At 61.9% G+C, this 26,965-nt stretch carries 21 protein-coding genes and 1 tRNA gene; 13 read left to right on the top strand and 9 right to left on the bottom strand.

Annotation, left to right across the window (positions count from 1 at the left end; translation table 11 throughout):
* Positions 1 to 16 precede the first annotated feature (16 nt).
* The 3 genes from NLY44_RS07530 to NLY44_RS07540 all read right to left on the bottom strand — a co-directional run bounded on the left by NLY44_RS07530 (position 17) and on the right by NLY44_RS07540 (position 1,661).
* Positions 17 to 487 carry a hypothetical protein gene (locus tag NLY44_RS07530; RefSeq protein ID WP_023805158.1) on the bottom strand — a complete coding sequence of 157 codons (471 nt, stop codon included), beginning with the start codon at positions 485 to 487 and terminating at the stop codon, positions 17 to 19.
* 91 nt (positions 488 to 578) lie between these two features.
* A complete protein-coding gene (locus NLY44_RS07535) occupies positions 579 to 1,319 on the bottom strand; it encodes a lysozyme inhibitor LprI family protein (protein ID WP_050588903.1) in 741 nt (246 codons plus the stop codon).
* A gap of 84 nt (positions 1,320 to 1,403) precedes the next feature.
* A complete protein-coding gene (locus NLY44_RS07540) occupies positions 1,404 to 1,661 on the bottom strand; it encodes a PepSY domain-containing protein (RefSeq protein ID WP_023690752.1) in 258 nt (85 codons plus the stop codon).
* A gap of 357 nt (positions 1,662 to 2,018) precedes the next feature.
* Here NLY44_RS07540 and NLY44_RS07545 point away from each other — a divergent pair, with 357 nt between their 5' ends.
* Together NLY44_RS07545 and NLY44_RS07550 are read left to right on the top strand one after the other, a co-directional pair.
* Positions 2,019 to 3,791, top strand: a complete 1,773-nt coding sequence (locus tag NLY44_RS07545; protein ID WP_023690753.1) for an adenylate/guanylate cyclase domain-containing protein — start codon at positions 2,019 to 2,021, stop codon at positions 3,789 to 3,791.
* Positions 3,792 to 3,910: 119 nt separating this feature from the next.
* On the top strand, positions 3,911 to 8,242 hold the full coding sequence (locus NLY44_RS07550) for a cytochrome P450 (RefSeq protein WP_286456886.1): 4,332 nt from the start codon (positions 3,911 to 3,913) through the stop codon (positions 8,240 to 8,242).
* 30 nt (positions 8,243 to 8,272) lie between these two features.
* Here NLY44_RS07550 and NLY44_RS07555 read toward each other — a convergent pair whose 3' ends face one another.
* Entirely contained in the window at positions 8,273 to 8,959 is a 687-nt protein-coding gene (locus NLY44_RS07555; protein WP_023805161.1) for a Crp/Fnr family transcriptional regulator, read from the bottom strand.
* A 509-nt stretch (positions 8,960 to 9,468) separates the two neighbouring features.
* Between NLY44_RS07555 and NLY44_RS07560 the strand changes: the two genes are divergently transcribed.
* The 7 genes from NLY44_RS07560 to NLY44_RS07590 all read left to right on the top strand — a co-directional run bounded on the left by NLY44_RS07560 (position 9,469) and on the right by NLY44_RS07590 (position 17,601).
* Positions 9,469 to 11,733 carry a DNA/RNA non-specific endonuclease gene (locus NLY44_RS07560; RefSeq protein WP_286456887.1) on the top strand — a complete coding sequence of 755 codons (2,265 nt, stop codon included), beginning with the start codon at positions 9,469 to 9,471 and terminating at the stop codon, positions 11,731 to 11,733.
* A gap of 16 nt (positions 11,734 to 11,749) precedes the next feature.
* A complete protein-coding gene (locus tag NLY44_RS07565; protein ID WP_023691332.1) occupies positions 11,750 to 12,733 on the top strand; it encodes a trypsin-like peptidase domain-containing protein in 984 nt (327 codons plus the stop codon).
* 169 nt (positions 12,734 to 12,902) lie between these two features.
* Positions 12,903 to 14,168 (top strand): hypothetical protein, encoded by a 1,266-nt coding sequence (locus tag NLY44_RS07570; protein WP_156940988.1) that lies wholly within the window; start codon positions 12,903 to 12,905, stop codon positions 14,166 to 14,168.
* Positions 14,165 to 14,707, top strand: a complete 543-nt coding sequence (locus NLY44_RS07575; RefSeq protein WP_286456888.1) for a hypothetical protein — start codon at positions 14,165 to 14,167, stop codon at positions 14,705 to 14,707. Before NLY44_RS07570 ends, NLY44_RS07575 begins: the two co-directional genes overlap by 4 nt.
* A complete protein-coding gene (locus NLY44_RS07580) occupies positions 14,644 to 16,833 on the top strand; it encodes a DNA/RNA non-specific endonuclease (RefSeq protein WP_286456889.1) in 2,190 nt (729 codons plus the stop codon). The genes NLY44_RS07575 and NLY44_RS07580 overlap by 64 nt, the downstream gene beginning before the upstream one ends.
* A gap of 111 nt (positions 16,834 to 16,944) precedes the next feature.
* Positions 16,945 to 17,217 (top strand): hypothetical protein, encoded by a 273-nt coding sequence (locus tag NLY44_RS07585; protein WP_023696133.1) that lies wholly within the window; start codon positions 16,945 to 16,947, stop codon positions 17,215 to 17,217.
* 75 nt (positions 17,218 to 17,292) lie between these two features.
* Positions 17,293 to 17,601: a zincin-like metallopeptidase domain-containing protein gene (locus NLY44_RS07590; protein WP_245263797.1), complete on the top strand. Its 309-nt coding sequence runs from the start codon at positions 17,293 to 17,295 to the stop codon at positions 17,599 to 17,601.
* Here the strand turns inward: NLY44_RS07590 and NLY44_RS07595 are convergent.
* On the bottom strand, positions 17,546 to 18,226 hold the full coding sequence (locus NLY44_RS07595) for a hypothetical protein (protein ID WP_023805165.1): 681 nt from the start codon (positions 18,224 to 18,226) through the stop codon (positions 17,546 to 17,548). The genes NLY44_RS07590 and NLY44_RS07595 overlap by 56 nt on opposite strands.
* Positions 18,227 to 18,559: 333 nt before the next feature.
* On the opposite strand from NLY44_RS07595, the gene NLY44_RS07600 reads away from it, so the two are divergent.
* Positions 18,560 to 19,276 (top strand): hypothetical protein, encoded by a 717-nt coding sequence (locus tag NLY44_RS07600; protein WP_156940989.1) that lies wholly within the window; start codon positions 18,560 to 18,562, stop codon positions 19,274 to 19,276.
* A gap of 173 nt (positions 19,277 to 19,449) precedes the next feature.
* Here NLY44_RS07600 and NLY44_RS07605 read toward each other — a convergent pair.
* Positions 19,450 to 19,524: transfer RNA gene (locus NLY44_RS07605), tRNA-Val, on the bottom strand.
* A 127-nt stretch (positions 19,525 to 19,651) separates the two neighbouring features.
* Positions 19,652 to 20,335 carry a phosphoglycolate phosphatase gene (locus NLY44_RS07610; RefSeq protein ID WP_023805169.1) on the bottom strand — a complete coding sequence of 228 codons (684 nt, stop codon included), beginning with the start codon at positions 20,333 to 20,335 and terminating at the stop codon, positions 19,652 to 19,654.
* A 155-nt stretch (positions 20,336 to 20,490) separates the two neighbouring features.
* On the opposite strand from NLY44_RS07610, the gene rpiA reads away from it, so the two are divergent.
* The 3 genes from rpiA (at position 20,491) to gor (ending at position 23,342) form a co-directional block, all read left to right on the top strand.
* The gene (rpiA, locus tag NLY44_RS07615) at positions 20,491 to 21,222 is read left to right on the top strand and encodes a ribose-5-phosphate isomerase RpiA (protein ID WP_023710501.1); all 732 of its coding nucleotides are present in this window, start codon (positions 20,491 to 20,493) and stop codon (positions 21,220 to 21,222) included.
* Positions 21,209 to 21,826, top strand: a complete 618-nt coding sequence (locus NLY44_RS07620; RefSeq protein WP_023668979.1) for a DUF2059 domain-containing protein — start codon at positions 21,209 to 21,211, stop codon at positions 21,824 to 21,826. Before rpiA ends, NLY44_RS07620 begins: the two co-directional genes overlap by 14 nt.
* Positions 21,827 to 21,950: 124 nt before the next feature.
* Entirely contained in the window at positions 21,951 to 23,342 is a 1,392-nt protein-coding gene (gene gor, locus NLY44_RS07625) for a glutathione-disulfide reductase (protein ID WP_023805170.1), read from the top strand.
* Between the two features lie 74 nt (positions 23,343 to 23,416).
* Here gor and mgtE read toward each other — a convergent pair whose 3' ends face one another.
* A complete protein-coding gene (gene mgtE / locus NLY44_RS07630) occupies positions 23,417 to 24,784 on the bottom strand; it encodes a magnesium transporter (protein WP_023710502.1) in 1,368 nt (455 codons plus the stop codon).
* A gap of 290 nt (positions 24,785 to 25,074) precedes the next feature.
* The gene (locus NLY44_RS07635; RefSeq protein WP_023805171.1) at positions 25,075 to 26,961 is read right to left on the bottom strand and encodes an ABC transporter ATP-binding protein/permease; all 1,887 of its coding nucleotides are present in this window, start codon (positions 26,959 to 26,961) and stop codon (positions 25,075 to 25,077) included.
* Between the last annotated feature and the right edge of the window lie 4 nt (positions 26,962 to 26,965).

The following is a 26,965-nucleotide window of genomic DNA, read 5'->3' on the forward strand; positions in this document are numbered from 1 at the left end:
CGGCCGTTTCCTGCGATCAGCGCTGGATGAGCGGACGCCGGAAGCCGGCGTCGCGGCCCGCGATCAGCCAATAGACCAGACCGGCTACGAGGCCGGCGGCGGCGATGATGCCGATATCGGCCCAGTGTCCGGCATCCTCTTCCGCGGCCGGCCAGACCAGGAAAAAGCCGGCTGCAGCGGCAGCGGCGCCAAACAGCATGTGCACCAGGAAATTGCGCAGGGCAAAGAATTCGGCGAGCAGCGCGAAGATCAGCGTCTGCAGGCCGGTCAGCACGATCGTCAGGAAATAGACGACCATGCCGAGCGGCGGCCACAGCAGCACGACAATGGGCGAAAATTGCATGGCGCCGAAATAGTCCGGCGCGTTGGGCAATACGGCGAGTGCGCAATATATCGCCACGACCGCGAACAATCCGATCAGCACCGAAACGAAATAGCCGGCAAGCATCATCAGGATGCGCTTCAAAACATGCTTAACCATGGCCATGCACCCCCGCGCCCTGCAACTGTTACGCGCACTCAGCCATCAAAGGCGGATCGGCGCAAGAGTGCATCCAGCAGTGCTTTGCGGCAAATCTTCAGGCGCCGCCGCATAGATGTTGTGAATCCGGCAAAACCCATGTGCCTTTTATCGTGAGGTCGACGCCGTAATAGACCCGCCCGCGCTCGTCGCCCTGCGGACAATCCCTCGGGATCGATATCAGGCACATGACGACAGGATCGCCGGCTTTCGAACTGGCAAGGCCAGGCTCCCGCTCGTAGGAAACCCCGGCGCCGCCATTGCTGAACCGCGCCAGGCTGCCGGCTTCAGGGCCGGCGGTTTCCAGCGGGTCGTCGCCGAGCCGCGTCGTCAGCGCGGTGATGTGGGTCAAGGCGCATTGGCCGATCGACGAGGGCAGGGGCTGGTCGGGGCTGCCCGGATGGCGGGCCGCGGTGTCGAGCGCCTTCTTGCCGATCAGGGCGATGTTGTAATCCTGCACCCAGGACGGCGCATTGCCGTAGGTCTGCAGCGCATTGTTCTGGGCGCTGACGATGCAGGCGGCATCCTGCCCGCAGGCGTTCCTGTCAGTGATGAGCGCACGGGCGATCTTGCGCTTTTCGCGGCCAAAGGCTGGCTCGAAACCCGTAAAGGCCTTGGCGACCAAGGCATCAATTGCCGACAGTTGCGGGTCGGCACAGATCGCCTTTTCCACCGGCAGGCTGGCTTTGCGGCAGTCGAAGGACGGCCCGTCGGCACGCGCTGGACCAAGGCAGACCGCCCCGCCAGCAAGTGCGACGACAAGCGCAAACGAGTTGGCAATTCGATTGGAAGAAAGCATGGTCGCCCCGTTGTCCGACAACTGCCACCATTCTAGGCAAAAAACGCAGCGGACGGAATTGCCGAAGCGGTGTCGGTATCGGCGCTATTTCGGTTCGGCGGTCACGGGATCGAAGGTGATTTCGACTTTCGCCTTGTCGGCGGTGTAATAGGTGACGGTGTACCCTTCCTTGTCCCAGTCGACCTCCTTCACATAGCGAAAGCCGTCGCGCTGCTCGACCTTGGCGATGATTGCCGACAGTTTCTGGGCATTCGTCGGCGGCAGTGGGCTGTCATCCGCGGCAAAGGCCGTCGAGCCGGCCAGAAGAACGACGACACCGGTCGCCAGAACAAGATTTCGCATGATTACCCTCATTTCACGTTGGCATGAACCGCACCGGAAACTCGCAGGCAGCACAGTTTGTTCCGAGAGCTGACATCGCGCAGCTTCCGTGAAGCCCTGGATCGCCGCGCTCAGAGCGACGGCACGCCAATATTTGCGCCAACCGCCGGCCAACCATGAGTGCTGCTACGGCCCGCGCTGGACAACCCGATGGTGGTAGAGCTTTGCCCAAGACCCTGCTAGACTTCTGGTCCTGGCGGGGTGGCATGGCGCGCCAACCCCGCCGGAATCTTCATCTCTCAGCGCGCGGCGAAGTGTTTCAGGAACGGGTCGTCGCCTGTGCTGGACCAGAACCAGAAAGGGAGCGGGGGCTCGAACATGGCTGTACGGAACTACACCCGTCAGCTGGCGACAATCATTTCTATCGATGCCGTCGGGTTCTCCCGGCTGATGGGCATCGACGACGAGTCTGCTGTCGCGGCATTCGAGGAACGGCGCGACATCATCGCCGACAGCTGTGGCACATTTGGCGGCCGCACGTTCGGCGACGCCGGCGACAGCATCATGGCCGAGTTCGGCAATCCGATCGAGGCGTTGCGCGCGGCCTTTGATTTCCAGGGCCGCATCGTCGCCCTCAACGCCGAGGTTGCCGACGACATGCGCATGCCGTTTCGGGCCGGCATCAACACCGGCGACGTCATCGTGCGTGGTGGACGCCTCTACGGCGACGACGTCAACATCGCCGCGAGAATCCAGGAATTCGCGCCGGGCGACGGTCTCGCCGTTTCGGAGACGACCTGGCACCATGTGAAGGACAAGACGGCGGCCGAATTCACCGATCTCGGCGAATTCATGCTGAAGAACATCGCCTTGCCGGTGCGCGTTCTGATCGCCGGCCGCAGTGGCAACGGATCCTCGCCGGCGGCGTCGTTCGCCGCCATTCCCCAGGCCAATGCGCAGCAGAAGCTGTCGTCCAAGGGGCCGCCGGCGATCGCCGTCCTGCCCTTCCACGCCGATGGCGGCGAGCATGACATCGGCTACATGGCCGACGGCATCGCCGAGGACATCATCTATGGTCTTTCCAACACCAGATGGCTCTCGGTCATCGCCAAGGGCTCCAGCTTCCAGTTCCGCGACGACACGCTGGGCACGCGGGTGATCGGCAACGCGCTCGGCGCGCGCTACATCGTCAGCGGCACGCTGATGCGCAATGGTGGCCAGATCCGCCTCAACACCTCGCTGGCCGACGCGTCCAACGGGCGGCTGGTGTGGTCGCAGCGCTTCGATCGCGATCTGGTCGACATCTTCAACCTGCGCGACCAGATCGGCGCTGAGATCGTTTCGATCCTCGACAAGGAGGTCGACCGGGCGGAACAGGCACGCACCTTCCAGGTTCCCTGGGAAAGCCTGGAGACCTGGCAACTGGTGCGACGGGGCCGCTGGCACATGAACCGGCGCACCCGCGGCGACACCGAAACCGCACTCGAGTTCTTCCAGAAGGCCTACCGCGAGGACGCCAACTCGAGCGCCGTGCTCAACGAACTGGCGTGGTGGTATTTCTGGCGGGCATGGCTGCGTTTCGGCGACAGCGACGATTTGAACAAGGTCGAGCAGTTTGCCCGCAAGGCGTTGCTGGTGGACAGCCTGGATGCGCGCCCGCACGCCCATCTCGGCGCCGTCGACATCATGCGCGGCGAACCGCGGTCGGCCGTCGACCATCTCGAGGAAGCGATCCACATCAATCCGAGCTTTGCCTTCGCGCGCTCGGCCATGGGCAGCGCCCAGCTGCTGCTCGGCAATGCCGCGACCGCGATACCGTTCTTTCTCGATACCGAGCGATTGAGCCCGTTCGACCTCTACCGCTTCCACAATCTGGGGGAACTGACGGCGGCCTATTGTTTGGTCGAGAACTGGCCGGCGGCGATCGCTGCCGCTGACCGCTCGCTCAACCTGTCTCCCGGCTATTTCTATTCCAGGTTCCTGAAGATCGGCGCGCTGATGCGAAGCGGCCGGCCGGAACAGGCGCGGCGCGAGATGACCATTTTCACCACCCGGCATCCCGATTTTTCAGAACAGCGTGTGCGCTGGATACCGTTCACCGACAAGGCCGCGAACGAGTTCCTCGTCGCCAATTTCCAACTGGCCAAATGAACATGGCGTCAGTGCTGGCTGGAACATGGACCAACTGTGAAAAGATTCACATACGTGCAGCCGATGCAAACCTAGGCGTTGAACGGCCGGCATCGCAATGACGTGGATGGCCGGGGGGCTTGAACGCGCATGACCAAACTGAAGTATTTCGACGCTATTCGCGCGGCCCAGAAAACCAGCGCCCGCTGTCGGAAATGCCGCCCTTCGATCTCGGCCGGATCCGGAAGACAGGGCTGATTGCGCGCGTCGTCGGGTCTCTGGCCGAAGACCCCCGCTGGGCGCTTTCCTTGTTGCGGCGTTTCCGGCCGACCGGCAAACTTTTCGGCGTTCTCGTGGTCACCAAGAACGCCGATGTCCGCGACATATTGGAGCGCGGCGACGAATTCCAGACCCCATACGGCCCGGAAATGACCGAGCTTGCCCGGGGATCCAACTTCATCCTCGGCATGCAGGACGGCGCCGACTACCGGCGCATGAAATCGTCGGTGCTGAGTGCATTCCCGCCGGCCGAGGTCGAAGCCGCCGTCAGGCCGATCGCGGCGCGTCATTCGCAAGAGATCATGACGCGCGCCAGCCCCGGCTTCGATGCGATCTCCAGGTTGATGAAGATCGTCCCGGTGCACATCTGTCGAGATTATTTCGGCGTCGAGATCGACGATGAATCCGAATTCGCCGACTGGGCGATCGCGCTGAGTGCGCTGTTCTTTTCGGACCCGACGGCGAGCCCCGTCATGCGCGAACTCGCGGTGGTGGCGGGCGACCGTCTTCTCAAAGTCATCGATCGCTCCATCCAGTCGGCCAGGGACCGGGGCTTGAAGGCCGAGCAACCGCTGGCGAGGCTGGTTGTCCAGATGGATCAGGGCCGCCTGTCGCGGGACGACCTCAATTCGATCATGCTGGGCATGATCGCCGGCTTCGTCCCGACCAATGTGCTGGCCGCCGGCAATTGCCTCGACGTGATCCTGTCGCGGCCCGACGCACGGCAGGCTATCGATGCCGCATTGGCCGAAAACGATACCGCCAAGCTCGACAGGGCCGTCCTTGAAGCCATGCGCTTCAAGCCGATCTGGGTCGGCCCCTGGCGCTACACGGCCCGCGACGCGATCATCGGCAAGGGTACGCGCCGCGAGCGCCTGGTGAAGGCCGGCACGGTGGTGATGCCGGCGACGCTGTCGGCGATGTTCGATGCCGACGCCGTGCAGAACCCGGACCAGTTCGACACATCGCGCCCGTATCGCGACTACATGGTGTTCGGCCACGGTATTCATCAGTGCATCGGCGCCGAGATTGCCAGGATCCAGATCGGCGAAAGCCTGCGCGCCCTGTTCCAGAAGCAGGGCGTGCGCCGCATGCCCGGCAAGGCCGGGCGGATGACCCGCATCGGCGCCTATCCCGAAACCCTCAAGGTCGATTTCGAACGGGCAGAACTCTGCCGCACCGTAACGCAGTCTATGGTGACGGTGGTCTGCTCGGTCACCCGATCCGCGTCGCTGGATGCTGTCCGCGACAAGGTTGCCAGCCTCGGCAACCCGGCCGTCGAAGATATCCGCACCGCGCTCGATATTGCCGGCACCGTCCACTTCACCAGCCTGACCGTGGTCGGCACCGGCGAGATCAGCGCTGATTCCGGTCAGGAAAAAGGAGCTCTGGTTCTCGAGATGTCCGGTGACGGCAGCATCGACGATGTCATCGATGCGGTCACGCACGCCATCGGGCACCGGCTGCGGCCGATCTTCAAGGATGTCTGCGATCTGCCCGATGGCGGCGCATTGAACGATTTCCTGCGCAAGCACAATGTCGACATATCGCCGTCCTTCGGCAGCAATGCCGGACTGGTGTTTTCGGGCACGCCGGGGCACTCGGTCCAGCGTATCAAGGCCGAGCAGCAGCTTTTCGAAGCCGTGCGCGACATCGTCGAGCGGCCACGCAAAGGCGCCGGCAACGCTCCTGCCGTGCTCGCTGAAGTTCGCCAGCATGTCCAGTCATTAGGGACGTTTGCCTGGGCGTTCGAGCCGGCCGAGAGCCTGCTGGAAAAGCCGCCGGGTCATTGGGGCCGTGCCCTGATGACGACGTTGCTGGTACCGCCGGTCTTCGTCACGGTGGCGATCATCTGGGCTGCTTGCTGGTATATGACCTACGGTGTGGTGTTCGGCAGATCTATCGACATCAGTTCCCAGGAAATCTCCTTCACCGCCATAGCCGTAGCAATCACCTCACTTCTGTTGTCGGGACTTGGAGTGTTGGTGGCAGCGGCGCTGCTGGCGTTTTCGTGCTTGCTGGCGCTGCGACGCCGCGAGGACAGGGATCGGCCGGAAAGCACATCGATCGGCATATCTGAATTGAACGCGATACTCGTCAAGGAGGGCCACGCGGCACAAAACCATCTGACTGCGATTTCGACGATGAAGGCCGGCATTCTGCGGCGGCTGGCGCTCAGGTTTTCCTTCTACCTGATCTCGATAGCTGCCCAGAAGGTATTCAAGCCAGGCTTCCTCAACACCATCAACACCATCCATTTCGCCCGCTGGATACTGCTGCCCGGCTCCAACCGATTGATGTTCTTCTCCAACTACGGCGGCAGCTGGGAAAGCTATCTTGAGGACTTCATCGCCAAGGCGTCCGCTGGCCTCACCGGCGTGTGGAGCAACACCGTGGGCTATCCACGCACACGATGGCTGTTCCTGGACGGCGCGCGCGACGGCGATCGTTTCAAGCGCTGGGCGCGGCGCCAGCAGGTGCCGACCCTGTTCTGGTACTCCGCCTATCCCCAAATCAACACAGAGCGCATCCGGATCAATTCCCAGGTCAGGCGCGGCATTGCTTCCGCCGTCGGCAACGAGGCGCGCGACTGGCTGAGCTTGTTCGGTTCGCTACGGCGCCCGGCGAGCGAAACAACCACCGTTCAAAAGACCACTTCGCTGCTGGCCAATATCAGCTCTGCCTTTCCGGCGCCTCTCGAGCAGCAGCTGGAAACCGGCGAGATCCAGTCCATCTTCTTCGGCCCGCTCGGCCCGCTCGCTTATTCGCATATGCTTGCGATCCGGGTGCCGGACAAGTTGCCGGCGCCCAAGCGCAGAGCCTGGCTCGATTTCGTTGTCGAGCAGACGAGTTTCGGCGAAGGCAGGCCCGCCGGGCGAGCTATGATAGTCGCCTTTGGTCCCGGTGGCCTGCGGCAGTTTGGGCTCGACGAGGGTGTGGAGGGCGATCCACTGGAAACATTTCCGATCGCCTTTCGCCATGGCATGGGCAATCCCGAGCGTGGGCGCATACTGGACGACCGAGGCCGCGACGGCCCGGACGAATGGGAGTGGGGGTCGTTGGAGAACCCTGTGGACCTGGTCATCGTCTGCTATGCTGAAGACCCGGGACGGTTGAAGACCGAGATTGCCACCGTGAGACGAAAGACGACCGGTGCAGGCATGAAGGTCGTCGCCGAACTGCCGCTCGCCGTAAACCGGGGTCCGACCGACACGAAGACGAAATCGTCCGACGGGGCAAAGCGTGACGATCGGTCGGAACGTGGGCCAGCCTACGAGCATTTCGGTTTCGCGGACGGGATTTCGCAGCCGATTGTCCGCGGCACGACCCGCGCCAGCAGGGGCGCCGCGCCCATGCATCTGGTCGCGCCCGGCGAGTTCCTGTTCGGCTATCGTGATGAGCATGGGTTCTATCCAGCCTCGCCCTCGGTAAGCGCATCACGCGATCGGACCGGAATCCTTTCGCAGGTGCGCCGTAGCCGGCTGATTCCGGGCCTGCCGCCACCGCCGCGCGATTTCGGGCGCAACGGTTCATTCCTGGTTATTCGCCAGTTCGAGCAGCACGTCGACGTCTTCAACAACTACTGCAAAAAGGCTGCAGCCTTGGTCGCGAGCCAACTCGGCAACCAAGCCATCACGCAAGACTGGATTGCCGCCAAGATGCTCGGCCGCTGGCAGAACGGTAGCTCGCTGGTGCGAAACCCCGATCATCCGGGACGCGTCATCGACAACGACTTCGCCGCTGGCGCCGAGGATCCGCAAGGCCATCGCTGCCCGCTTGGTGCCCACATTCGCCGTTCCAACCCACGCGACTCGCTGGGTGAGGACCGCGATACGCAGATCAATATCGGCAAGCACCATCGTATCCTGCGGGTCGGCCGTACCTATGAGAAGCAGGACGGCAAGAATGGCAAGGTCGAAAAAGGGCTGCTGTTCATGTGCCTCAACGCCGACATAGAGCGCCAGTACGAATTCATTCAGCAGACCTGGGTTTCGTCGGCCACGTTCCAGGGCCTCGTCGCTGAAAAGGACCCGACGATTGGTTCGCGCAGCGGTGATGGCAGGTTCACCATTCCGTCATGGGAAAAGGTCACGACGCTCCGTGACATGCCGCAATTCGTCACCACCAAGGGTGGTGGATACTTCTTCATGCCCAGCCGCTCGGCGCTGCGCTACCTGATTTCGCGGCTCTGAGTCTTAGCCGGGGCTGATTCGGGATCGGCGTCAGTCGTCGTCCTGCGATTCGGCGATATGGCGCAGCGCCCCGGTGTCGGTGATGCGCAGGCCGCCGCGTTTGATGGCAATGAACGAGCGGTTGCGCCAGTCGTTGAGCGTCTTGTTGACGGACTCGCGCGTGGCGCCGAGGAACTCTCCGAGTTCCGATTGCGAGATCGGGATCCAGCCGGCGCTGTCGGCCATCACCTTGGCCAGGAAGACCAGGCGTTTGGCGAGCCTCGCCTGGATGCCGAAGAAGGCCTGATCGCCGAGTTCGCCGCTGACCCAGCGCAGCCGGGCGCACAGAAGTTCGATCATCGCGCGTGCCAGCGGTGGATTTCTCTCAATGCGATCAAAGAGTTGTATCCTGCTGAGCGAAACCAGCTCGCAAGCGGTCAGGCAGATGGCGGTGGCGGTGCGTGGCCGGCCGTCCAGGGCGCCGATCTCGCCCACCAGACTGCGCGACAGCTCGATATTGGCCACCAGCTTCTGTCCGCCGGGCGAATAGATCGAGATTTCCACCGTGCCGCTCATCACCCCGTAGATCCGGTCGGCGGCATCTTCCTGGACGAACAGATGCTGGCCGGCGGCGTAGCGCTCGACCTTGCAGCCGCTGAACAGGATATCGAACAGCTTTGGATCGATGCGTGCCAGGCGCGGCAGATCGTTTCTGTCGTTAGGGCCGCCAAAAGCCATGTTCCAAATTCCCAATTGCCGCAATCGGCGAAGTTTAAGGCCCGAAGTCTAAGGCAAGAGTGCACCGCGTCAAAGGCCGGCGTTCATCCCTTGCGATTACGCCTTGTAAAGGCTTGGCGCCGTGGTCGCGCCCAGTGCCTGGCTCGTGCCGGGCGGAAAGCCGCCTGCACGCGCGGCGAGAGGAGCCGCGCGTGCAGGCGCCAACTGATAAAAATGGATAGGTGATAAAATTTCTGTAAAACCGAGCGGCCGCAATGGCCCTTCCACCCGTTGCGATAGGTGGGCGCAAACAGCGTGAGCGTCTGTGACGGAGATCACATACGGCATCGCTGAAATAATGCGAACGTCATACATCGCGCGAGCGACTGCCGGCAAAGAGACATGCCGACGTTGCGCTCCGGTCATCTTCGACGCAAATTGATTTGTTTCTTTGCCTGCCGGTCAGAATTGCGCCAGTCTAAAATGGGGCAATACAGTTATTTACTTCGACAGAACCTTTGGGGGCGACTATGCCGGTCAGCAGAGAGCAGCGAATCCGTCAATATCTCGATCTCGTCACCGGGGGCGAGGGGACTGAATCGGTCCTCGGCAACATGGAGACGATGGCAGGCGGCGCTCTGGAATCCCTTGCGCCTGCGGAAGCCGGCAAGACGGAGGCGGCGTTTGAATCGGCGCGCGCTGGCATGGAGAGCCTCGCGCGGGGCGCCGAAGTCGCGCCCGAGCAGCTTTCCGATCTGGAAGCCATAATCATCCCGGAGTTGCGGCCGGTCTATGACATCAAGGATGGCACCTTTACGACGCTGACTTTCGACGGCGCTCCGACACCTGGCCATTCGCTGTGGACGAAGCTTACCAGCGAGGCCGCATTGAAGCAGCGCATCGAAGCCGCCCTGCCGGCGATCGGGCGTATCGAACTGTTGTGGAACACCAATATCCCTTACGGCGGCACGGGCTTCGTCGTCGGCCGCAACCTGCTGATGACCAACCGTCATGTGGCGCAGATATTTGCGGACGGCCTTGGCGACCGCAATCTGCAATTCATCAACGGCCGCGCCGCCGGCATCGACTTCAAGCGCGATTCGGCGGCGGGAAACGTCTTCAAGATCCGCAATGTCCGGATGATCCATCCCTATTGGGACATGGCGATCCTCGAAGTCGAAGGCCTGCCCGACAACATCACGCCGCTGTCGCTCGCGGTCGCCGACGCGCGCGATATGCTGCGCCAGGAAGTCGTCGCCATCGGCTATCCCGCGTTCGACAATCGCAACGCGGTCGATGTCCAGAACGAGCTCATGCGCAATCGTTTCCAGGTCAAGCGCCTGCAACCGGGCATGCTGCAGGGCGGCTTCGATACGGAGAGTTTCGGCAAGATCGTCAGCGCGGCGACACATGATTGCTCGACCACTGGCGGCAACTCCGGCACCGCCATGATCAACCTCGCCACCGGCGAGGTCGTGGCGCTGCATTTCGCCGGCCGCTATCTCGAGCGCAACTACGCCGTGCCCACCGGCGCGCTCGCCAAGGACCAGCGTGTCGTCGACCTCGGCCTCAATTTCGCCGGCGCCGCCAGCGGCGGCCCAAACGATTGGGGCGCATGGTGGAACAAGGCGGACAGCGGGTCGCCGGCCGAGGGCGTAAACCTGGTTGAAGTCGGCGGCGTCCAGCAGATCCCGGGCGTCGCCACCCAGACGCCTCCATCCGGAGGCGTCGTCGTTTCGCCGGGCGGCAGCGTCACCTTCGAAGTGCCGTTGCGCATCACCGTCTCGCTCGGCGCAACGCCTGCCCATGAAGCGGTCACGGAATCGGTCGAGCTCGAAGCGGCCAAGCCGACCCCTCCAGGCGGCGCATTCGTTCCCAAAACGGTCGCGGACTATGCCGGCTATAAGGGCTACGATGAGAAATTTCTCTCTGGCGGCACCAAACTCGCGCCGGTCGTTGTGCCCATGCCTGAGGCCACCGACCTCTCCGTGCTGGCGCCGCTCAAGGCCGGCGGCACGCAACTCGACTACCAGAATTTTTCGCTCAAGATGCACGCCAAGCGGCGGCTGGCGCTGTTCACCGCCTCCAACGTCACCGAGGAGAGCAATCTGCGCGAGCCGGAAAAGGGCCGCAACTATTCGCGCGGCGGCCTGTTCAGCGAGCGCTGGTTCCCGGATCTGCGGCTCGACGACAAGTACCAGATCCCCGACGTCTTCTACACCCAGGATCAGGGCGCCTTCGACAAGGGTCATATCGTCAGGCGCGATGACGTGGCCTGGGGCAGCACCTTCGAGCTGCTGCTCAGGGGCAATGTCTGCTCCTTCCATGTCACCAACTGCTCGCCCCAGGTCGAAGGCTACAACCGCTCCGACAGCGGCGAGAAGAACTGGGGCGATCTTGAGAACCACGTCCTGTCGGAGGCGGCGAGCGAGCGGCTTTGCGTCTTCGCCGGGCCGGTGCTCGCCGATGACGACCGGACCTTTGCCGGCAAGGGTCCCAAGGGAACAAGTCTTCGCGCGCCGGTGCCGCGCCGTTTCTGGAAGGTGATCGTGGCGCGCGTCACAGACGGGCTCGCCAGCTATGGCTTCGTCCTCGAACAGGATCTGTCGGACACGGAGCTGGAGTTTGCCGTCTCCGACGAGTTCATCGGCGCCATGTACCCGCTGACCGAAATCTCCGAAATGACCGGCGTCAGCTTCGACCAGTCGTTGATCGATGCCGACCAGTACGAAACGGTTCGCGGCACCGAAATTGCGATGCGGGCGGGATCACGCAAGCGGAAGAAGAAGGCTTAGGGTCGGAGGGAATCCCATGACCGAATGGACGCAATCCGAACTGAACAGTCTCAACCGCATCCTTGCCAACCTCTACCCGATGATCGGCGACGGCGTGCGTGTTGCCAAAGGTGTCGGTCTTTCGACTGCCCAGATCGCCTTTGACAACAAGGCGATCAACAACTGGTTTGCGATTGTCCAGCGCGCAAAGCAGGAGACCAGGGCCGACGACCTCGTCGCCTTTGCACTCGATGAGAATCCCGGCGACCAAGCACTGCTGCAGGCAAAGCAGCACGCCCCGCCGCCGCCGGTCGAAGGCCCCGCGACCGCCAATTGGAGCGGCGCGACGGCGCCGGCCCAGCTCGAAAAAATCCTTGGCGACAAGAGCACGCTGGTGCCGATCAGCTATCTCGAACTCGGCCTTGTCAGGGCAAGATCGGTGGTGCGCATCAAGCGTGCGGATGGCAGCTCCGGCACCGGCTTCATGACCACCGGCGGGATACTGATCACCAACAACCATGTCTTGCCTGACGACGCTTCATTGGCGGGCACGGTGGTCCAGTTCAACTATCAGCGCACCGTTGCCGGGCTCGACGCGCCGCTCGATCAGTTCGACATCGACACCGCCGTGCCTCTTCGTACCTCCAAGGACAATGATTGGTCCGCCGTCCGCATCAAGGGCGATGCCTCCAAATGGGGCGAGTTGGAATTGAAACCCATGACCGTCAAGGCCGGCGACCATGTCAACATCATCCAGCATCCCGGCGGTGCGCAGAAACAGATTTCGTTCGTCGCCAATGTCGTGGCCTTCGTCGGCGGCGGCCGCGTCCAGTATCTCACCGACACACTGCCGGGTTCGTCGGGCTCGCCGGTCTTCGACACCGACTGGAACCTGATTGCGCTGCATCACAGCGGAGGCTGGCTCACCGAGCCCAACGCGCCTACCAAAAGCACATATTATCGCAACGAAGGCATTGCGATCGACACCATCATCCAAGACCTCGCGGCCAAGCCTGTGTAGATGGTGAGCTATGCAGACCGATGGCGCAGCTCGATGCGCGGCGATTTGGGACTACGGCATGTAAATTTTTTCGGATGTGACGGTTTATAACGCCACACACCAAACACCAGGGAGTTCAGAGATCAGCGCCTATTTCGACCTCAGGCTTCAACTGGCTGATCTCTACCCATTGCCTCCCGATTGGTTGCAGGTAACCAAGGACGCTGGGATCGTCGCTGGCGCCATCAACCTCCAGGGCGCGGCGCTCACAGTCTGGTTCAACATCCTCGACTATGCCTTGACCAAGAAGCTGTCGCAGCCGCTGATGAACACTGTCGTTCGGCAAAATCCGCAATGCGCCGCAATATGCAAAGCCTATCTGGATGAACTTGCCGCGGGCGAGAAACCGACGCCCGAACTGCCTGGCCTGACCACCGACGATCGGGTCAACACCGCGCTCGCAGGCTTCAACGCCGTCAACCAGCAGCCCAAGGACATTCAGGCGCAACTCGCCGCTGGCGATGGCCTCACCACCGTCGCCAGCCAGATCGATGTCCTCAAGACCTACAAGGACCTGCATGACCACCTGCAGAGCTTCCAATATGGCATCGGCAGCTTCCAGACCTTGCTGGTCGCCGCCCGCGACATGGGGGCCGACCTGGAACAGGTCCGCGTCCTGCGCAATTTCCTCAAAATATTGAAGCTCTTCTGTGTCTCGATCGGAGAGTCGGTCATGGAGCTGCCGGCGGGGCCGGCGCTTCACGATATCGAGCAGGCCTGGCTCGACGACCTCAAGGCGGCTGCGATCAAGTTGCAGGCTGCCATCGATAACAAGTCTCCGGACGCCTACGACGCGCTGTTTGACGTGCGCACCGTGCTGCGCGTCGTGCCTTCGCGGCTCAACCAGCAGATTTTCGTTACCGCGAAGAATCTGCCGTTCGGGCTTCTTGCCACCGGTCTCGACACGATAGCCGGCAAGCTTCCAGCAGGTGCCCCGGATGTTCCTTTGATAAAGGCTGCGCATGATGCGATCATGGTGCTGTCGTCGACCATCTATGCGCGCGTCGTCGAGCATAAGCTCTGGCAGGACGTCGACAACAAGCTGGCCAGCCTCACCGACATGATCGAGCCGATAGAAGAGGGCGCCGCGGCGGACAAGTCGCTGCCGTTCCAGTTTTCGCCGCTGTGGCGAAACCTGGAAGTGAAGGTCAAGGTTCTTGCCGATCTCGATCCCAATGGCGCCTGGCGAACGACGCTCGTCGACTACTCCACCGACGTCAACGACCAGCTATCGCGCGAGACCGTCGATACCGCCTTCATTCTTGCCTTCGAAGCCTATCGGGACGAGGCCCAGCAACGCTTCGTCCAGGTCGATCTGGCGCTGAAAACGGAATGCGCCTCGATCGTCCGCGTCAGCACGCCTTTGCATAAGATCATTGAGGACCTGGGGCCATGAGCGATGAACTTGCGACAGGCACGGAGACCGAAACTCCGGCCGATTTTATTTCGCTGAGCGACATCCGGATCGCACATCTCGAGCTGATGCGCATCGCCAGCAGCAATGAAGCCGTCGACCCATCGATGAGCCGCAGCGACAAGGCCGGCGCCGAGACGACGGAAGCCAGCATCGACAACACGGCCCCGATGCGCAGGCCATCCGCGACTTCCTGGCCAAGGCACGGCGCGCCGGCAGCACCATCGCGCGGGAATCCGACCGGCGCGCGGCGCAGCGCATACTCGATTATTGGTCCGCCGAACTGGTCACGCGGCCGGGCATCACCTCAGCCGACGTCAGCCCGGCGCGGCTCGCGTCTTTCGCAGGTGGCGGTGGGCTCGAAACAACAGAGCCAATTGCCGTCGCGGTTGACTCCGAATCGGCATCGCGTGAAATCAACGATTCAGGAACGGTCGCCATCGCCGTTCCTGAATCAATGGCCGTCGCGACCAAAGACGGTGCCGAATCCGGCGACGGCTTCGCATCGGACGACGAACTGAGTTCGGACGAGCTGACCGAGCGCTTTCGCATTCGCGTGGCCGCCCAGGCGCGGCAATGGAAGAACACCGGCTATCCCGGCTATCTCCTGCGCGGCGAAGCGCTGAAGGAGGCGGCGGAGCTGCCGCAGGGGCCGGACATCGCCGAGTTCGTCGAGGCGAGCGCCAAGGCGGAGACCGACAGCCAGAAGCAGCGCGATCGCAGCAAGAATATATTGATCGCGCTGTTTGCCATCCTGGCCGCGATCCTTGGGGCAACCACCTATTTCGCCTACGTCCAGAGAAATGACGCTGTTGACGCGCGCAAGGATGCCGAGACGACGGCGAGTGAGGTCGCAAAGCTCAATGGAAAGCTTTCCACCGCCCTTGAAAAGACGGAAGACGCACGCCAGCGAGCCGAGGCTGCACTTGCCGTTGCCGAGAAGAAGGCGGAAGACGCCGCCAAGACGCTGGCCGAGCAGCAAGCCACGCAGGCCACTTTGCGATCCGCGATCTTGCTTGTGGTCGAACAACTCAAACTCGGCAGCGTGTCCCTGGACAAGTTGGCGCCCGATTTGCGACAGGGGGTGCTGGTCGAGCTGGCCGGGCAGGTCAAAAGCGGCGAGGTCGCGCTCGACCAATTGCCGGCGCCGCTGCGCGCCGCGCTTGAACCGCTGCTTGGCAAAGACATAGACAAACAGCCTAACGTTCTTTCGGGATACAAGGTCGATTTCATAGGGGCCACGATCGGCTTGCCCAGGATAACCGACGACCTGGCCAACGACGCCGTGGCGCCGCCGCTTGATTACATCAACTACTCGCTGGTCATGGGCCGAACTCATCGCATGGCCATCTATTCGGCCGTCAACCTGGATCGGTCGCAGAGGTTGCCGCTGCAATTCACCGCCAGCAGACTGAAACCCGACAGCCGATTGTCGGTCGACTACCAGCCTCGTCCCAACTGGTACTTTCGCGCGGACCGGCCCTGGCTGGCGGCGCGATTTGCAAGTGCCAGCGACATCGCCTGGGGTCCGGAGTTCGCCGGCGATCCGGCAACGGCGGCGCTCAAGCTGGCGCAGTATGCCTCTTTCCTGCCAAACACGATGCCGCAGCCGCGTACTTTCTACGGCAGCCGATGGGTGCCGCTCGAAAACTGGGTTCGCTCGCAGCACAATCCGCTCGCCAATCGGGTGACCATCTTCAGTGGTCCTGTCTTCCGGCCCGCGGACCAGCCGGTCGACGGCGTGCCGGTCCCTTATGCCTATTGGAAGCTCGCGGTGTCCTCGGTGTCGGCGGCCGTGAAGGGAGAGGTGAGAGAGCCGGAATTTGAGGTCGATGCGTTCTTCATTCCAGCCGACGCTACGGGGGCGTTCAACGTCGAGCAGTATCGGCTCCCGGTTGCCGAGCTTGAAAGGCTCACGAGCCTCAATTTCGACCCTCTCATCGAATGGACGGATTCACTGAAGAACCGCGGCCCCAATGGAACCGCGGCCGACGAACTGGCGGCTCGCGTCAAGCTGCTCGACGGCGCAAATGATGCACTGCGCGGTGACCTGATTGCCGTCCTCGAAGACGCAGACCTTCCGGTGGTCGAACGGCAGAAGATCGTCGCGGCTCTCGTCGAGATGGCCGGCCTGCAAAGCATAAGCGGGCTGACACCGGCGGGGCGCCGCAACGTGCTTGAGACCCTGCTTGGGGTACCGCCTGAATTGTGGGAACGCCCGGACTGGCTGGCTGTGTTTGCCGGCGCGCGCCGGGCGGTTGCCGATCTCGCCCTTTCGGCAGCCGACGGCCAGACTGTTATCGGTGAGCAGGATCGCAACGCACTCAACACGCTGAAGGACCGGCTGCGTATCCAGCAGAGCCCACAGACGGTTTACGTCCAGTTCGCCGGCATGGCGCGCGAGGACGCCGGGGCGCTTTCCGCAAAAATGCGGGCCTTGGGCTGGGGCATTCCAAACCCTGGCGAAGAACGTGTCGCCGCTGCCGCCGGCAAGAACGAAGTTCGCTACAACCCCTACAACGACGCCGACCGTGGCGCCGCCGAACTGCTGGCCGCCGACCTCACGGTTGCCGCTGGCCGACTGGTGACAGCCCGTGCGGTGCCGATCATCAAGGCCAACACATTGGAGATATGGACCAGCATATAGAAACACTGAAGGCCCGAGCGGGGCGAAGACAAGGGCGCGTAAAAAAGCCGCGATGCGCCGCTCACTATCGTCGCGACAAATACGGGCTGTTCTCACTCCAGAGGTTTTTACATGCGCACGCGTCACGCCGTCATGCTTGCACTTTCCGCGCTTTGCATTCCAGCCGTCTCCATGCCGCTGCAGAAAGCCAACGCGCTGGAGCCTGAAAAATACACGGTCTATTGCGCCAACGATCACATCGAGGTTTCGTTCTGGGATCTCGAGCAGATGAAGGTGCGCAACGGCTCCGATGTCTGCCAGTTCCAGAGCTACACGAGCTACTCAAGCGCCTTGAACTTCGCCCAGAAGAATTTTGGCGGGGAGGGGGCGAGTTGTAGTTGCTAATATTTGGAGTGCGATTTTGAGGAAGCAGATGGTGGGCGATGCACGATGGCGCGTAAACTTGTGTGAGGACGTCTACTGGCAAACCCTGCTGCGCGAGTTCACGCAGTCACCGCCCATGCGAAGCGGTACGGACGCAAACTCGGGAAACGCTTCAGGGACGAGCAATACGCCTTCGAAGAAGCGGTGACGGAGTTGGGCAGCACCTTCCTCTGCACCCGGCTTGGGATCGAGGCGGGTTCCGGTCAGCCAGTTACATCACTGGCTGAAGGTGCTGAAGCAGGATTGCCGTGCCACGCCGGCACCGCCACAAGCAAGCCTCAAAGGGACTTCATATTTTTCCAAGATCTACGACTGTTTTTAGCACTTTCCGGAACGTCAGGATAATCGTGACGGCCCCCAAGGCGATAGCCGCCACACCAGCTTGCTTCGTGGAGAACGTCATTCCAAGAAAATTAAACGCTGTCTCCCCCGAGCCAGGAGCCGACATAAGTTGAACACCGCCATAAATACACAAGATTCCGAAAATCCCGGCCACAACGCCAGTCATGATTAGTACGGGGTTTCCAGCTCTGATATGTGACACGCTAAGGTTTGGTGGACGTTTGTCTTGTTCCATCTCTTCCCGTTTCCTAGTAAGAATCTCACGAGCTTTATGCACATCACTGAGCTGTATCTTGTAGCCGCGATCTCTGGATTCGCCCCAATACTGTGGATCAACCCAACCCATGCCTTTATAGGACATAGCATCCGCAAACCGAGAATCGATTGGTGAGACGGCTTGACTCGCGTCCATCCATAGCTGGGATAGTCGAAGTTCCTCTTCCCGGTCCGGCGGGCCATCATGTCCTTCTAGGTATGCAGCTGTCTTAAGTAGGGCCTTGTCTATCGCATTGAATGCGTGACGATATGTTTCCCGGTCACGGTCTGATAAGTTCAGATGAACAGCCCACTGAACTAGCGCCCCAGGGAAGCGACCGGGTGAACTATCTGCGAGTTCAAGCTTCGTCATTTGCGAGTCCCGCAGGGATTTCAAAACCTGAGCACAGATAATAGACGAGAAAGCAGGTTGAGCTAAGAGGTGCTCAAATGTTTATTTTACAGGAGGTAGTCAGCCAATAGATCTACGCATTTCACCTGACCAAGGTCAGTGGATGCCGCTTCCATTGCCACGTTCAGCACATCGCGCACAGTCTCAGCTGTGTCGTCTTCAGCCACGGAGGGCCTACTTGCCCGGAGCAATGATTTTGGTGGCCTTAATGCGGAACCTGATTGCGGACATATCAGCATTGTAGATTCCCCGTTCGTTCTCTATCTCTCTTTCAGTGCAGGAGGGGACGAGCAAATGGCGGAACCCATAGATTTCGACAACTTGCCAGAAGATCCACACCAGGCGTTTATCATTCTGGTGGGTTTGTTCGATGAGGAGCTTGCTGATGACATCCGAGGCAACGAGGAAGGTGACACCCGACTCGCGCTTATCAGCCATATGAACAAGATTACCGGTGCGGCGAGAGCGCTCGACATCGAGGCGCTCAGAAATTGGGAGTTGCCTGACTACGACGCTGCGTACAACGTCCACCGCGCCTTCGACTTGGCCACCAAGAGCATCGTGCTGCAAATTCAAATCCAGAAGGCTCGGATTGGAGCCATTTATTCGGTCACTTTGGACGCAGCCACCAAGGCCCGTATCCACAACCTGGTAAAAGAAATCCGGGAGTTGGTCGAAGCTGCCGACCTAGACGAGCGAAAAAAGAATTCCCTCTTTGCAAAGCTCAATGCCTTTGACGCCGATGTTGACCGGGCGCGGACGCGGTTTGACAACGTGATGCTTATGGGCATCACGATCACGGACCTCATTCACAAAGGCACGGATGCCTTGAAGCCCGCCAATGAGATGTTGAGGCGCATCAACGAGCTTCTCGGAGGCGCCAAGAGTAAGGAAGCCGACCCGGCTAGATTGCCTTCGCCCGACGACATCAAGCGTGTCGAAAAGCCGAAGAAGCAGATTGAAGATTTCGGTCGAAAGCGCCGAGAGTTGGACGACGAGATTCCATTTTAATTGTACCCACGCTTCGCGCGCTCACGGCCGCCACCCATTGTGAGTGCGGCGGAGAACTTGGAAGCACCAACTTTTTCGCCAAGATTCTGCACCCAGCCGACGGTTTTTTTGGGTTACGCGCCAGTGCTGATTTTCAAGGAAGCCAAATCATCCAACCACTTCGGTAGATTGGATGGTGGGCGATGCAGGGATTGAACCTGCGACCCCACCCGTGTGAAGGGTGTGCTCTCCCGCTGAGCTAATCGCCCGCTCGTTGCCCGAAGGCCAAGCGAGCCGCGATATAAGGGAGGCAGGGTCGTGAAGTCAAGGCGATGCGCCGGCCTTCTGTGCCTGAAATAGCCGAGGACAGGCGCTGCCGCGGAATCCCCGTTTCGCTCAGCCGGCCGCCGCTGCAATCAGCCGTTCCGCCAGGTCGAGCGTCAGCGCGTCGAAATGCGAAATCACCGCCGATGGCTCGAATTCCCTGACATGGCGGTCGGTGTAGCCGAAATCGACGGCGACGACCGGAATGCCGGCCGCCTTGGCCGTGTCGATGTCGGTCTGCGAATCGCCGACCATCAGTGCTCGATCCGGGTCGCCGCCGGCGAGCCGGATGGTCTCGGTCAGATGGCGCGCATCGGGCTTGCGGAAGGCGAACGTGTCCTGGCCGGCGATCGCGGCGAAATGCTTGGTCAGGCCGAGCGCCTCGATCAGCGCTTTCGAATTCGCCTCATATTTGTTGGTGCAGATGGCAAGCAGGTAGCCGGCCTTCTCGAAGCGGGCGATCGCCTCGACCACGCCGGGGTAGGGGCGGGACTTGCCGGGGATGTTGAGCGTGTAGTGGTCGAGGAACAGTTTCAGCAGCCGGTCGTGCTCCTCCACCGCCAGCGACTTCTGCTGCGCGGTATGCGCGCGCTCGATCATCACCCGTCCGCCCTGGCCGACAAAACGCCGGAAGCCGGCCTCGTCGACAGCGGCAAGCTCGCTGGCGGCAAGGCTGTGGTTGAGGCTGTCGAGCAGGTCCGGCGCCGTGTCGATCAGCGTCCCGTCGAGGTCGAACACGATGATCGGTTGGGTCATGGCCTGTCCTGTGGCTGATGCATTGCAGGCAGGCGATAGCGGCTGCGCTTCTTTCAGGCAAGCCGGTGCGAGCCAAAGTCTTTGACCCTGCGGGCAAAAGTGCTAGGAGCGCGCATCCAGAAAAATCAGAACCAAGCCAAATCCCCGGGGCGAGCATGGATGCGAGGCAGTTGAAGGTCGAGGCCGCGCGGGCTGCCCTTGCCCATGTCAGCGACGGCATGCGCATCGGCATCGGCACCGGGACGACGGCCGACGAATTCGTGCGGCTGCTGGCCGAAAAGATCGCCACCGGCTTGTCCGTCATCGGCGTGCCGACGTCGGAGCGCACTGCAGCCCTTTGCCGCGAACTCGGCGTGCCGCTGTCGACGCTTGAGGAAACGCCCGAGCTCGACCTCACCGTCGACGGCGCCGACGAGATCGACGCGGCGCTGACGCTGATCAAAGGCGGCGGCGGCGCGCTGCTGCGCGAAAAGATCGTCGCGGCGGCATCTCAGCGCATGATCGTCATTGCCGATCGCTCGAAGATGGTCGACACCCTTGGCCAGTTTCCGTTGCCGATCGAAGTCAACCAATTTGGCCTGCGCGCCACTGAAATCGCGGTCGCGGCAGCGGCCAAAAGTCTCGGCCTTTCCGGCCCGGTTACATTGAGGATGACGGGGGGCCAGCCTTTTGTTACAGACGGCGGCCATTTTATCCTCGATGCATCTTTTGGCCGCATTCCGGATACAAGAGCGCTTTCGAATGCTCTCCATGCCATTCCTGGTGTGGTCGAGCATGGTCTTTTCATCGGGCTGGCGTCAGCGGCCATCATCGCCGGCGGCGACGGCATCCAAACCGTCCATGCCGCCCGAAAACCAGGGAGTTCTACCGATCATGATGTTGCATAACCGGGTTCGCAATCTTTGCGCCGTTCTGGCGGCTTCGGCCGTTTTCGCCTTCTCCTCCCCGGCGTTCTCGCAGGAGATCACGGAATCGCATCTGAAGGCGGCACGGGCGGCGGTCACGGCAATCCACGCGACCGACTCGTTCGACAACATCCTGCCGCAAGCGGCGGCCTCGCTCGAGCAGCAGCTTATCCAGAAGAACCCTGATATGCAGGAGCTGATCGGCAAGACCGTCAGCGAAAAGGCACTGGCGCTGGCCTCGCGCCGTGCCGATCTGGAGAAGGAAGCAGCGCTCGCCTATGCCAAGGTGTTCTCCGAGAAGGATCTCACCGACATCGCCGCCTTCTACAATTCCGATGCCGGCAAGAAGCTGCTCGACAACGGCCCCAACGTGACGCGCGAACTGGTCAAGGCCGCCGACATCTGGCAGAACGGCCTGGCGCGCGATCTCGCCCAGCAGGTCGGCGAAACGCTGGCAGCCGCCGCGAAGGCCGCTGCTCCGGCCGCGCCTGCGCCGGATAACGCAACTGCCCCCGCCGATGGCGCTGCACCTGCCGACGGCGATGCGCCCGCAGACGGTGACCAGCCGGAAGCGCCGAAGAACTAAGACGTCTGATTTCGCCACCGGCATCCTTGCCGCTGGACCAGAAAGCCCGGTGGAAACCGGGCTTTTCTTTTGGCTTCATGCAGCCTACCTGTCTCAAACATTTCTTGGGGCAAGGAACAGCAGCATGGCCGGTTACGACTACGATCTCTTCGTCATCGGCGGCGGCTCCGGCGGGGTGAGGGCGGCGCGCGTGGCGGCAGCGCTCGGCAAGCGTGTCGGCATCGCCGAGGAATACCGCTATGGCGGCACCTGCGTCATCCGTGGCTGCGTGCCGAAAAAACTCTATGTCTATGCCTCGCAATTTCCCGAGCATTTTGCCGACGCCGCCGGCTATGGCTGGACGGTGCCGGAGGCGAGCTTCGACTGGCCGACGCTGGTCGCCAACAAGGACCGCGAGATCGCCCGTCTGGAAGCGATCTACGAAAAGAACGTGAAAGGCGCCGGCGGCGAGACGTTCCACTCGCGCGCCATGCTGGTCGACCCGCATGTCGTGCATCTCCTGGGCGATGACCGCACCGTCACCGCCGACCAGATCCTGATCGCCACCGGCGGCCGGCCGGCGCCGCACCCGGCGCTGCCCGGTCACGAGCATTGCATCTTTTCCAATGAGGTTTTCGACCTCAAGCAACTGCCCAAGGCGATCATGATCGAGGGCGGCGGCTACATCGCCGTCGAATTCGCCAATATCTTCCATGGCTTGGGCGTCGACACCACGCTGGTCTATCGCGGCAAGGAGATACTGTCGCGCTTCGACATGGACCTGCGGCGCATGCTGCACGAGACCATGGAAAAGAAGGGGATCAAGATCCTCTGCCACGCCGTGTCGGAATGGGTCCGCAAGCGGCCGGACGGCAGGCTGGATGCGTTGGTCACCGGCGGCAAGGTGCTGACCGTCGACCAGGTCATGCTCGCCATCGGCCGCCTCCCCAACACTGAGAATATGGGCCTGGAAGGCGTCGGCATCGAACTCGGCATAACCGGCGCCATCGTTGTCGACCAGTATTCCCGCACCAACATCGACAACATCTGGGCGATCGGCGACGTCACCAACCGCGTGCAGTTGACACCGGTGGCGATCCACGAGGCCATGTGTTTCATTGAGACCGCATTCAAAGGCAATCCGACCGCGCCCGACCACGACACCATCCCGACCGCCGTCTTCTCACAGCCGGAGATCGGCACCGTCGGGCTGTCCGAGGACGATGCCGTCAAGCGCTACTCCGATATCGAAATCTACCGCGCCACATTCCGGCCGATGCGGCACACGCTGTCGGGCCGCGACGAAAAGATGCTGACGAAGCTGGTGGTCGATGGCGCCACGCGAAAAGTGCTCGGCGCGCACATCCTCGGGCCGGACGCCGGCGAGATGGCGCAGTTGCTCGGCATTCCGCTGAAGGCCGGCGTCACCAAGGATGATTTCGACCGCACCATGGCCGTCCACCCGACGGCAGCGGAGGAACTGGTCACCATGTACAAGCCCACCTACCGCGTGAAGAACGGCGTGCGGGTCGATTGACGCCCGCGCGCTCGATCTTGAAGAACCCCCCATGGCAGCCGCTGTTGCCACCGCGATGGGAGGCCTGAAGCTTATTACAACAAAGTGCCGCGCAGGATGACCAGCGCCACCGAGAAATAGATCACCAGGCCGGTGACATCGACCAGCGTGGCGACGAACGGCGCCGAGGCGCTGGCCGGATCGAAGCCGATCCGTTTCAGCGCGAACGGCAGCATCGACCCCGACAGCGAGCCGAAGGTGACGATGCCGACGAGTGCTGCCCCCACGGTCGCCGCAATCAGCGGCCAATGCGGCCCATAATCGTAGAAGCCCATATATTGCCAGAGCGCGATGCGGCAGATGCCGACCACGCCAAGCATGGCGCCGAGCACGAAGCCGGTGGGCAATTCGCGCAACGCCACCCGCCACCAGTCGCGAAGGCCGATCTCGCGCAGCGCCAGCGCGCGAATGACGAGCGAGGTCGCCTGCGAACCGGAATTGCCGCCCGAGCTCATGATCAGCGGGATGAACAGAGTGAGCACGATCGCTTTTTGCAGTTCGCCTTCATAGCTTTGCATGGCATTGGCGGTCAGCATCTCCGAGATGAACAGCGCGCACAGCCAGCCGCCGCGCTTCTTGATCATCGCGAGAAAGCTCATCTTCATGTAGGGCTCGTCGAGCGCCTCCATGCCGCCGAAACGATGCGCGTCCTCGGTCGTCTCCTCGATCATGGTGTCGATGATGTCGTCGATGGTGACGATGCCGAGGATCTTGCCGTGGTCGACGACGGGAACCGCGAGCAGGTCATATTTGGAGATCGTCTGCGCCAGTGTTTCGCGATCGGTCAGCGGCGTCACCGTCACCGGGGCGCGATCCGGCGCCACCGACAGGATCGGATCGTCCGGCTCGCCGGTGATCAGCCGGCGCAGGCCGGTCGAGCGCACCAGCACATGCGTGTCTGGATCGACGATGTAGATGGCGTAGACGGTCTCCCGCGTCCGCTCCACCTTGCGGATGTAGTCGAGCGTGCGCCCGACGGACCAGTCCGACGGCACGCTGACGAATTCGGTCGTCATGATTGAGGCGGCGCTGCCTTCGGGATAGCCGAGAATGGAAAGCAGCGTTGCCCGCAGCGGCGGGACCAACCCGCCGAGCAGCTCGGAGCGCGCCGGTTCGTCCAGTTCGCGCAGGATATCGGCGGCGCGGTCGACCGACATGGCGGTCAGGAGCTTGCACGCCTTGGCGCGCGGCAGCGCCTCGGCCAGATCGGAGGCGCCGTCGAGTTCAGGCTGGTCGAAGATCTCGACCAGCCGCTCGAACGGCATTTCGCAAAGCAGTTCTATCGCGGTATCGCGAGCTTCCCGGTTCAGGGCCTCGACGACATCGGCGACGTGATCATTGGCAAGGATACGCGCGATAGCGACGGCATCGTCGCCCGCTACGACGGGGGTAAATTCGTTCATGGCTCACTCCTTGCCGTCCGGCGGGACGTGAGCCGTTAGAGGTCACATCGAGGCGGACGGCGGTTGCGTTCGACTACTGTCGCCAGGCATGGCGCGGTGACCTTTCTGCTCGCGGGTTCGAGTTGGAATTCAGCGAGCGGGCGCAACATAGGAGCGCATCTTGGCGAGTCAATCGCGGGGGTGGCGGAAAACAGCCGGGAGCCGGCCCAATCGCGAGACTGTGATGATTATTGAAGGGGGAGGGAGCGAGTGCCCCGCCGCCAGTGGCGGAACGCGCTTCGGCGTGGCTGCTATTTCTGCTTCAGCCGGCGTGAAAAACGCATCCATTTGTCCTCGACCGGCCGCGGCTGCGTAAGGATGGTGGTGAGCTCGCGCGGAAGGTTCGGAACAAGCGGCCTCTTGGTGGCGACGCCGTCGGCGATCGCGACCACGCTATGGTAGAATTCCTCGCCCGAGGCCGAACGTGGCGGCACCGCCTCATGCATGATGCTGATCACCGTGACATCGGGACAGTTGTCCTTGATGGCCTGGTGGAAGGCGATCTTGCCATCCGGATCGAGCGCGCCGGTCGCTTCGTCGAGGAACAACAGTCCCGGTTGCTGCAGCACGATGCGGGCCACAACCAGCTTCTGCTTCTGGCCGCCGGACAGCAGCTGGTCCCAGATCTTTCCCTCGCGGCTTTCATCGGCCATGTGTTCGATGAAATCGCCAAGGCCGGCCTTGTGCAGGGCTGCCGCTACCTGCGCATCGCCATAGTCGTCCTCGGAGCCGGGCAGGCACACCAGCTGCTTCAGCGACACCTGCTGCAGCTTGACCTCCTGGGCGGCATAGAAGCTCCTCACACCGTCAGGGAAGACGATGGTGCCGCGGCCATAGGGCCACAGGCCGTTGATCGCCTTGATCAGTGAAGTCTTGCCGCAGCCGGATTCGCCCTTGAGGAATGCCCACTCGCCGCGCCGGAAGCGCAGATTGGCAGCACTCAGGAATGGCGTGGCGTCCTCGCCCTGATGCGCCAGTTCGAGCTTCTGGATGGTCAGGCCGAAGACGGGGTTCTGGCTGGCATAGTGGAAGTCGGACTGGCCGGTCTGGCTGTAGAAGTCTTGCGGCTGCTGGACGTTTTCGATGGCGTTCGCCAACTCAATGACGCGCTGGCTGTTGGCCCGCAACGTGGCGAGACTCGGCATGACATGGATGAACCAGGAACATTTGCTGATCAGCGCGTTGACCTGCTCGGAACCGGTTATGTAGCCCTTGAGGTCGACGCCGTTGTGGATGAACGGCACCAGACCAGGTCCGTAGGCGACAACCTTGGCCCCGACAAAATTATAGACCGATTCGAATCCCGCATAGAGGGTGTTGACGATGTTGAGCTTCGACCAGGTGGTATCGATATCGAGATAGAGCCGTCCATGTATCGTCTTTTGCACGTCTTCGCCTTGCGACGCCGACACATGGAAACTACGGCGCAACAAGGTGATCAGCTCGCTGCGATAGGTGCCTTCGGCCTTCTGCATCCTGACGTTGAGCCACTCCAGCATTCCGCCGAGTTTGATCGCGATCCAGGTATTGACGGGCACGTAGATGGCAACCGCCAGCAGAGCGAGGACGGCGCTGCCATAGCTGCCGAGGGCATCCAGGCCTTTTACCTCCACGGAATTCGCCAGCAAAGCGCCGCCGACAAAATAAAGTGAGGTGAAGACGCCGAAGACACCTTGGGCAAGCCCGATGGCGCCGCCCGCCATGTCTTTGATGGATTCCTGCACGCGCTGATCGATGTTGTCGGGCGCTGGCGCATCTGGCGAGCCATTCTGAGCGTGGTAGTGAGTATGGTTGGTATCAAGCAGCGCCGCATTGAAACGCGCGTTCAACCAGGCGCGCCATTTGCGATGCAATGTCGCCGATACAAATTTGCAGGCGCCTATGATTCCCATGTCCTTGAACACGACCAGCAGCACAAGCAGGCCGGCATTGGTAAGCACTGATTCAAGGGGCGTGGTATTCGCGGCGTCGTGGAAAAAAGCGATTGAGGCTGCCAGTTCGCCCGCCAACACGGTAAACCAGACGTCGGCCTTGCTCGACAGGGCTATGATGAGTGCGAGGACGACGGTGAGAGCCCAGGCCTCTCTCCACCGGTCCGAGAACCAGTAGGCCCGCATCAGTCCCCAGAAGGTCCGCATCGAC

Source organism: Mesorhizobium sp. C089B (assembly GCF_030323125.1).
In the GTDB taxonomy this organism is placed as follows: Bacteria; Pseudomonadota; Alphaproteobacteria; order Rhizobiales; family Rhizobiaceae; genus Mesorhizobium.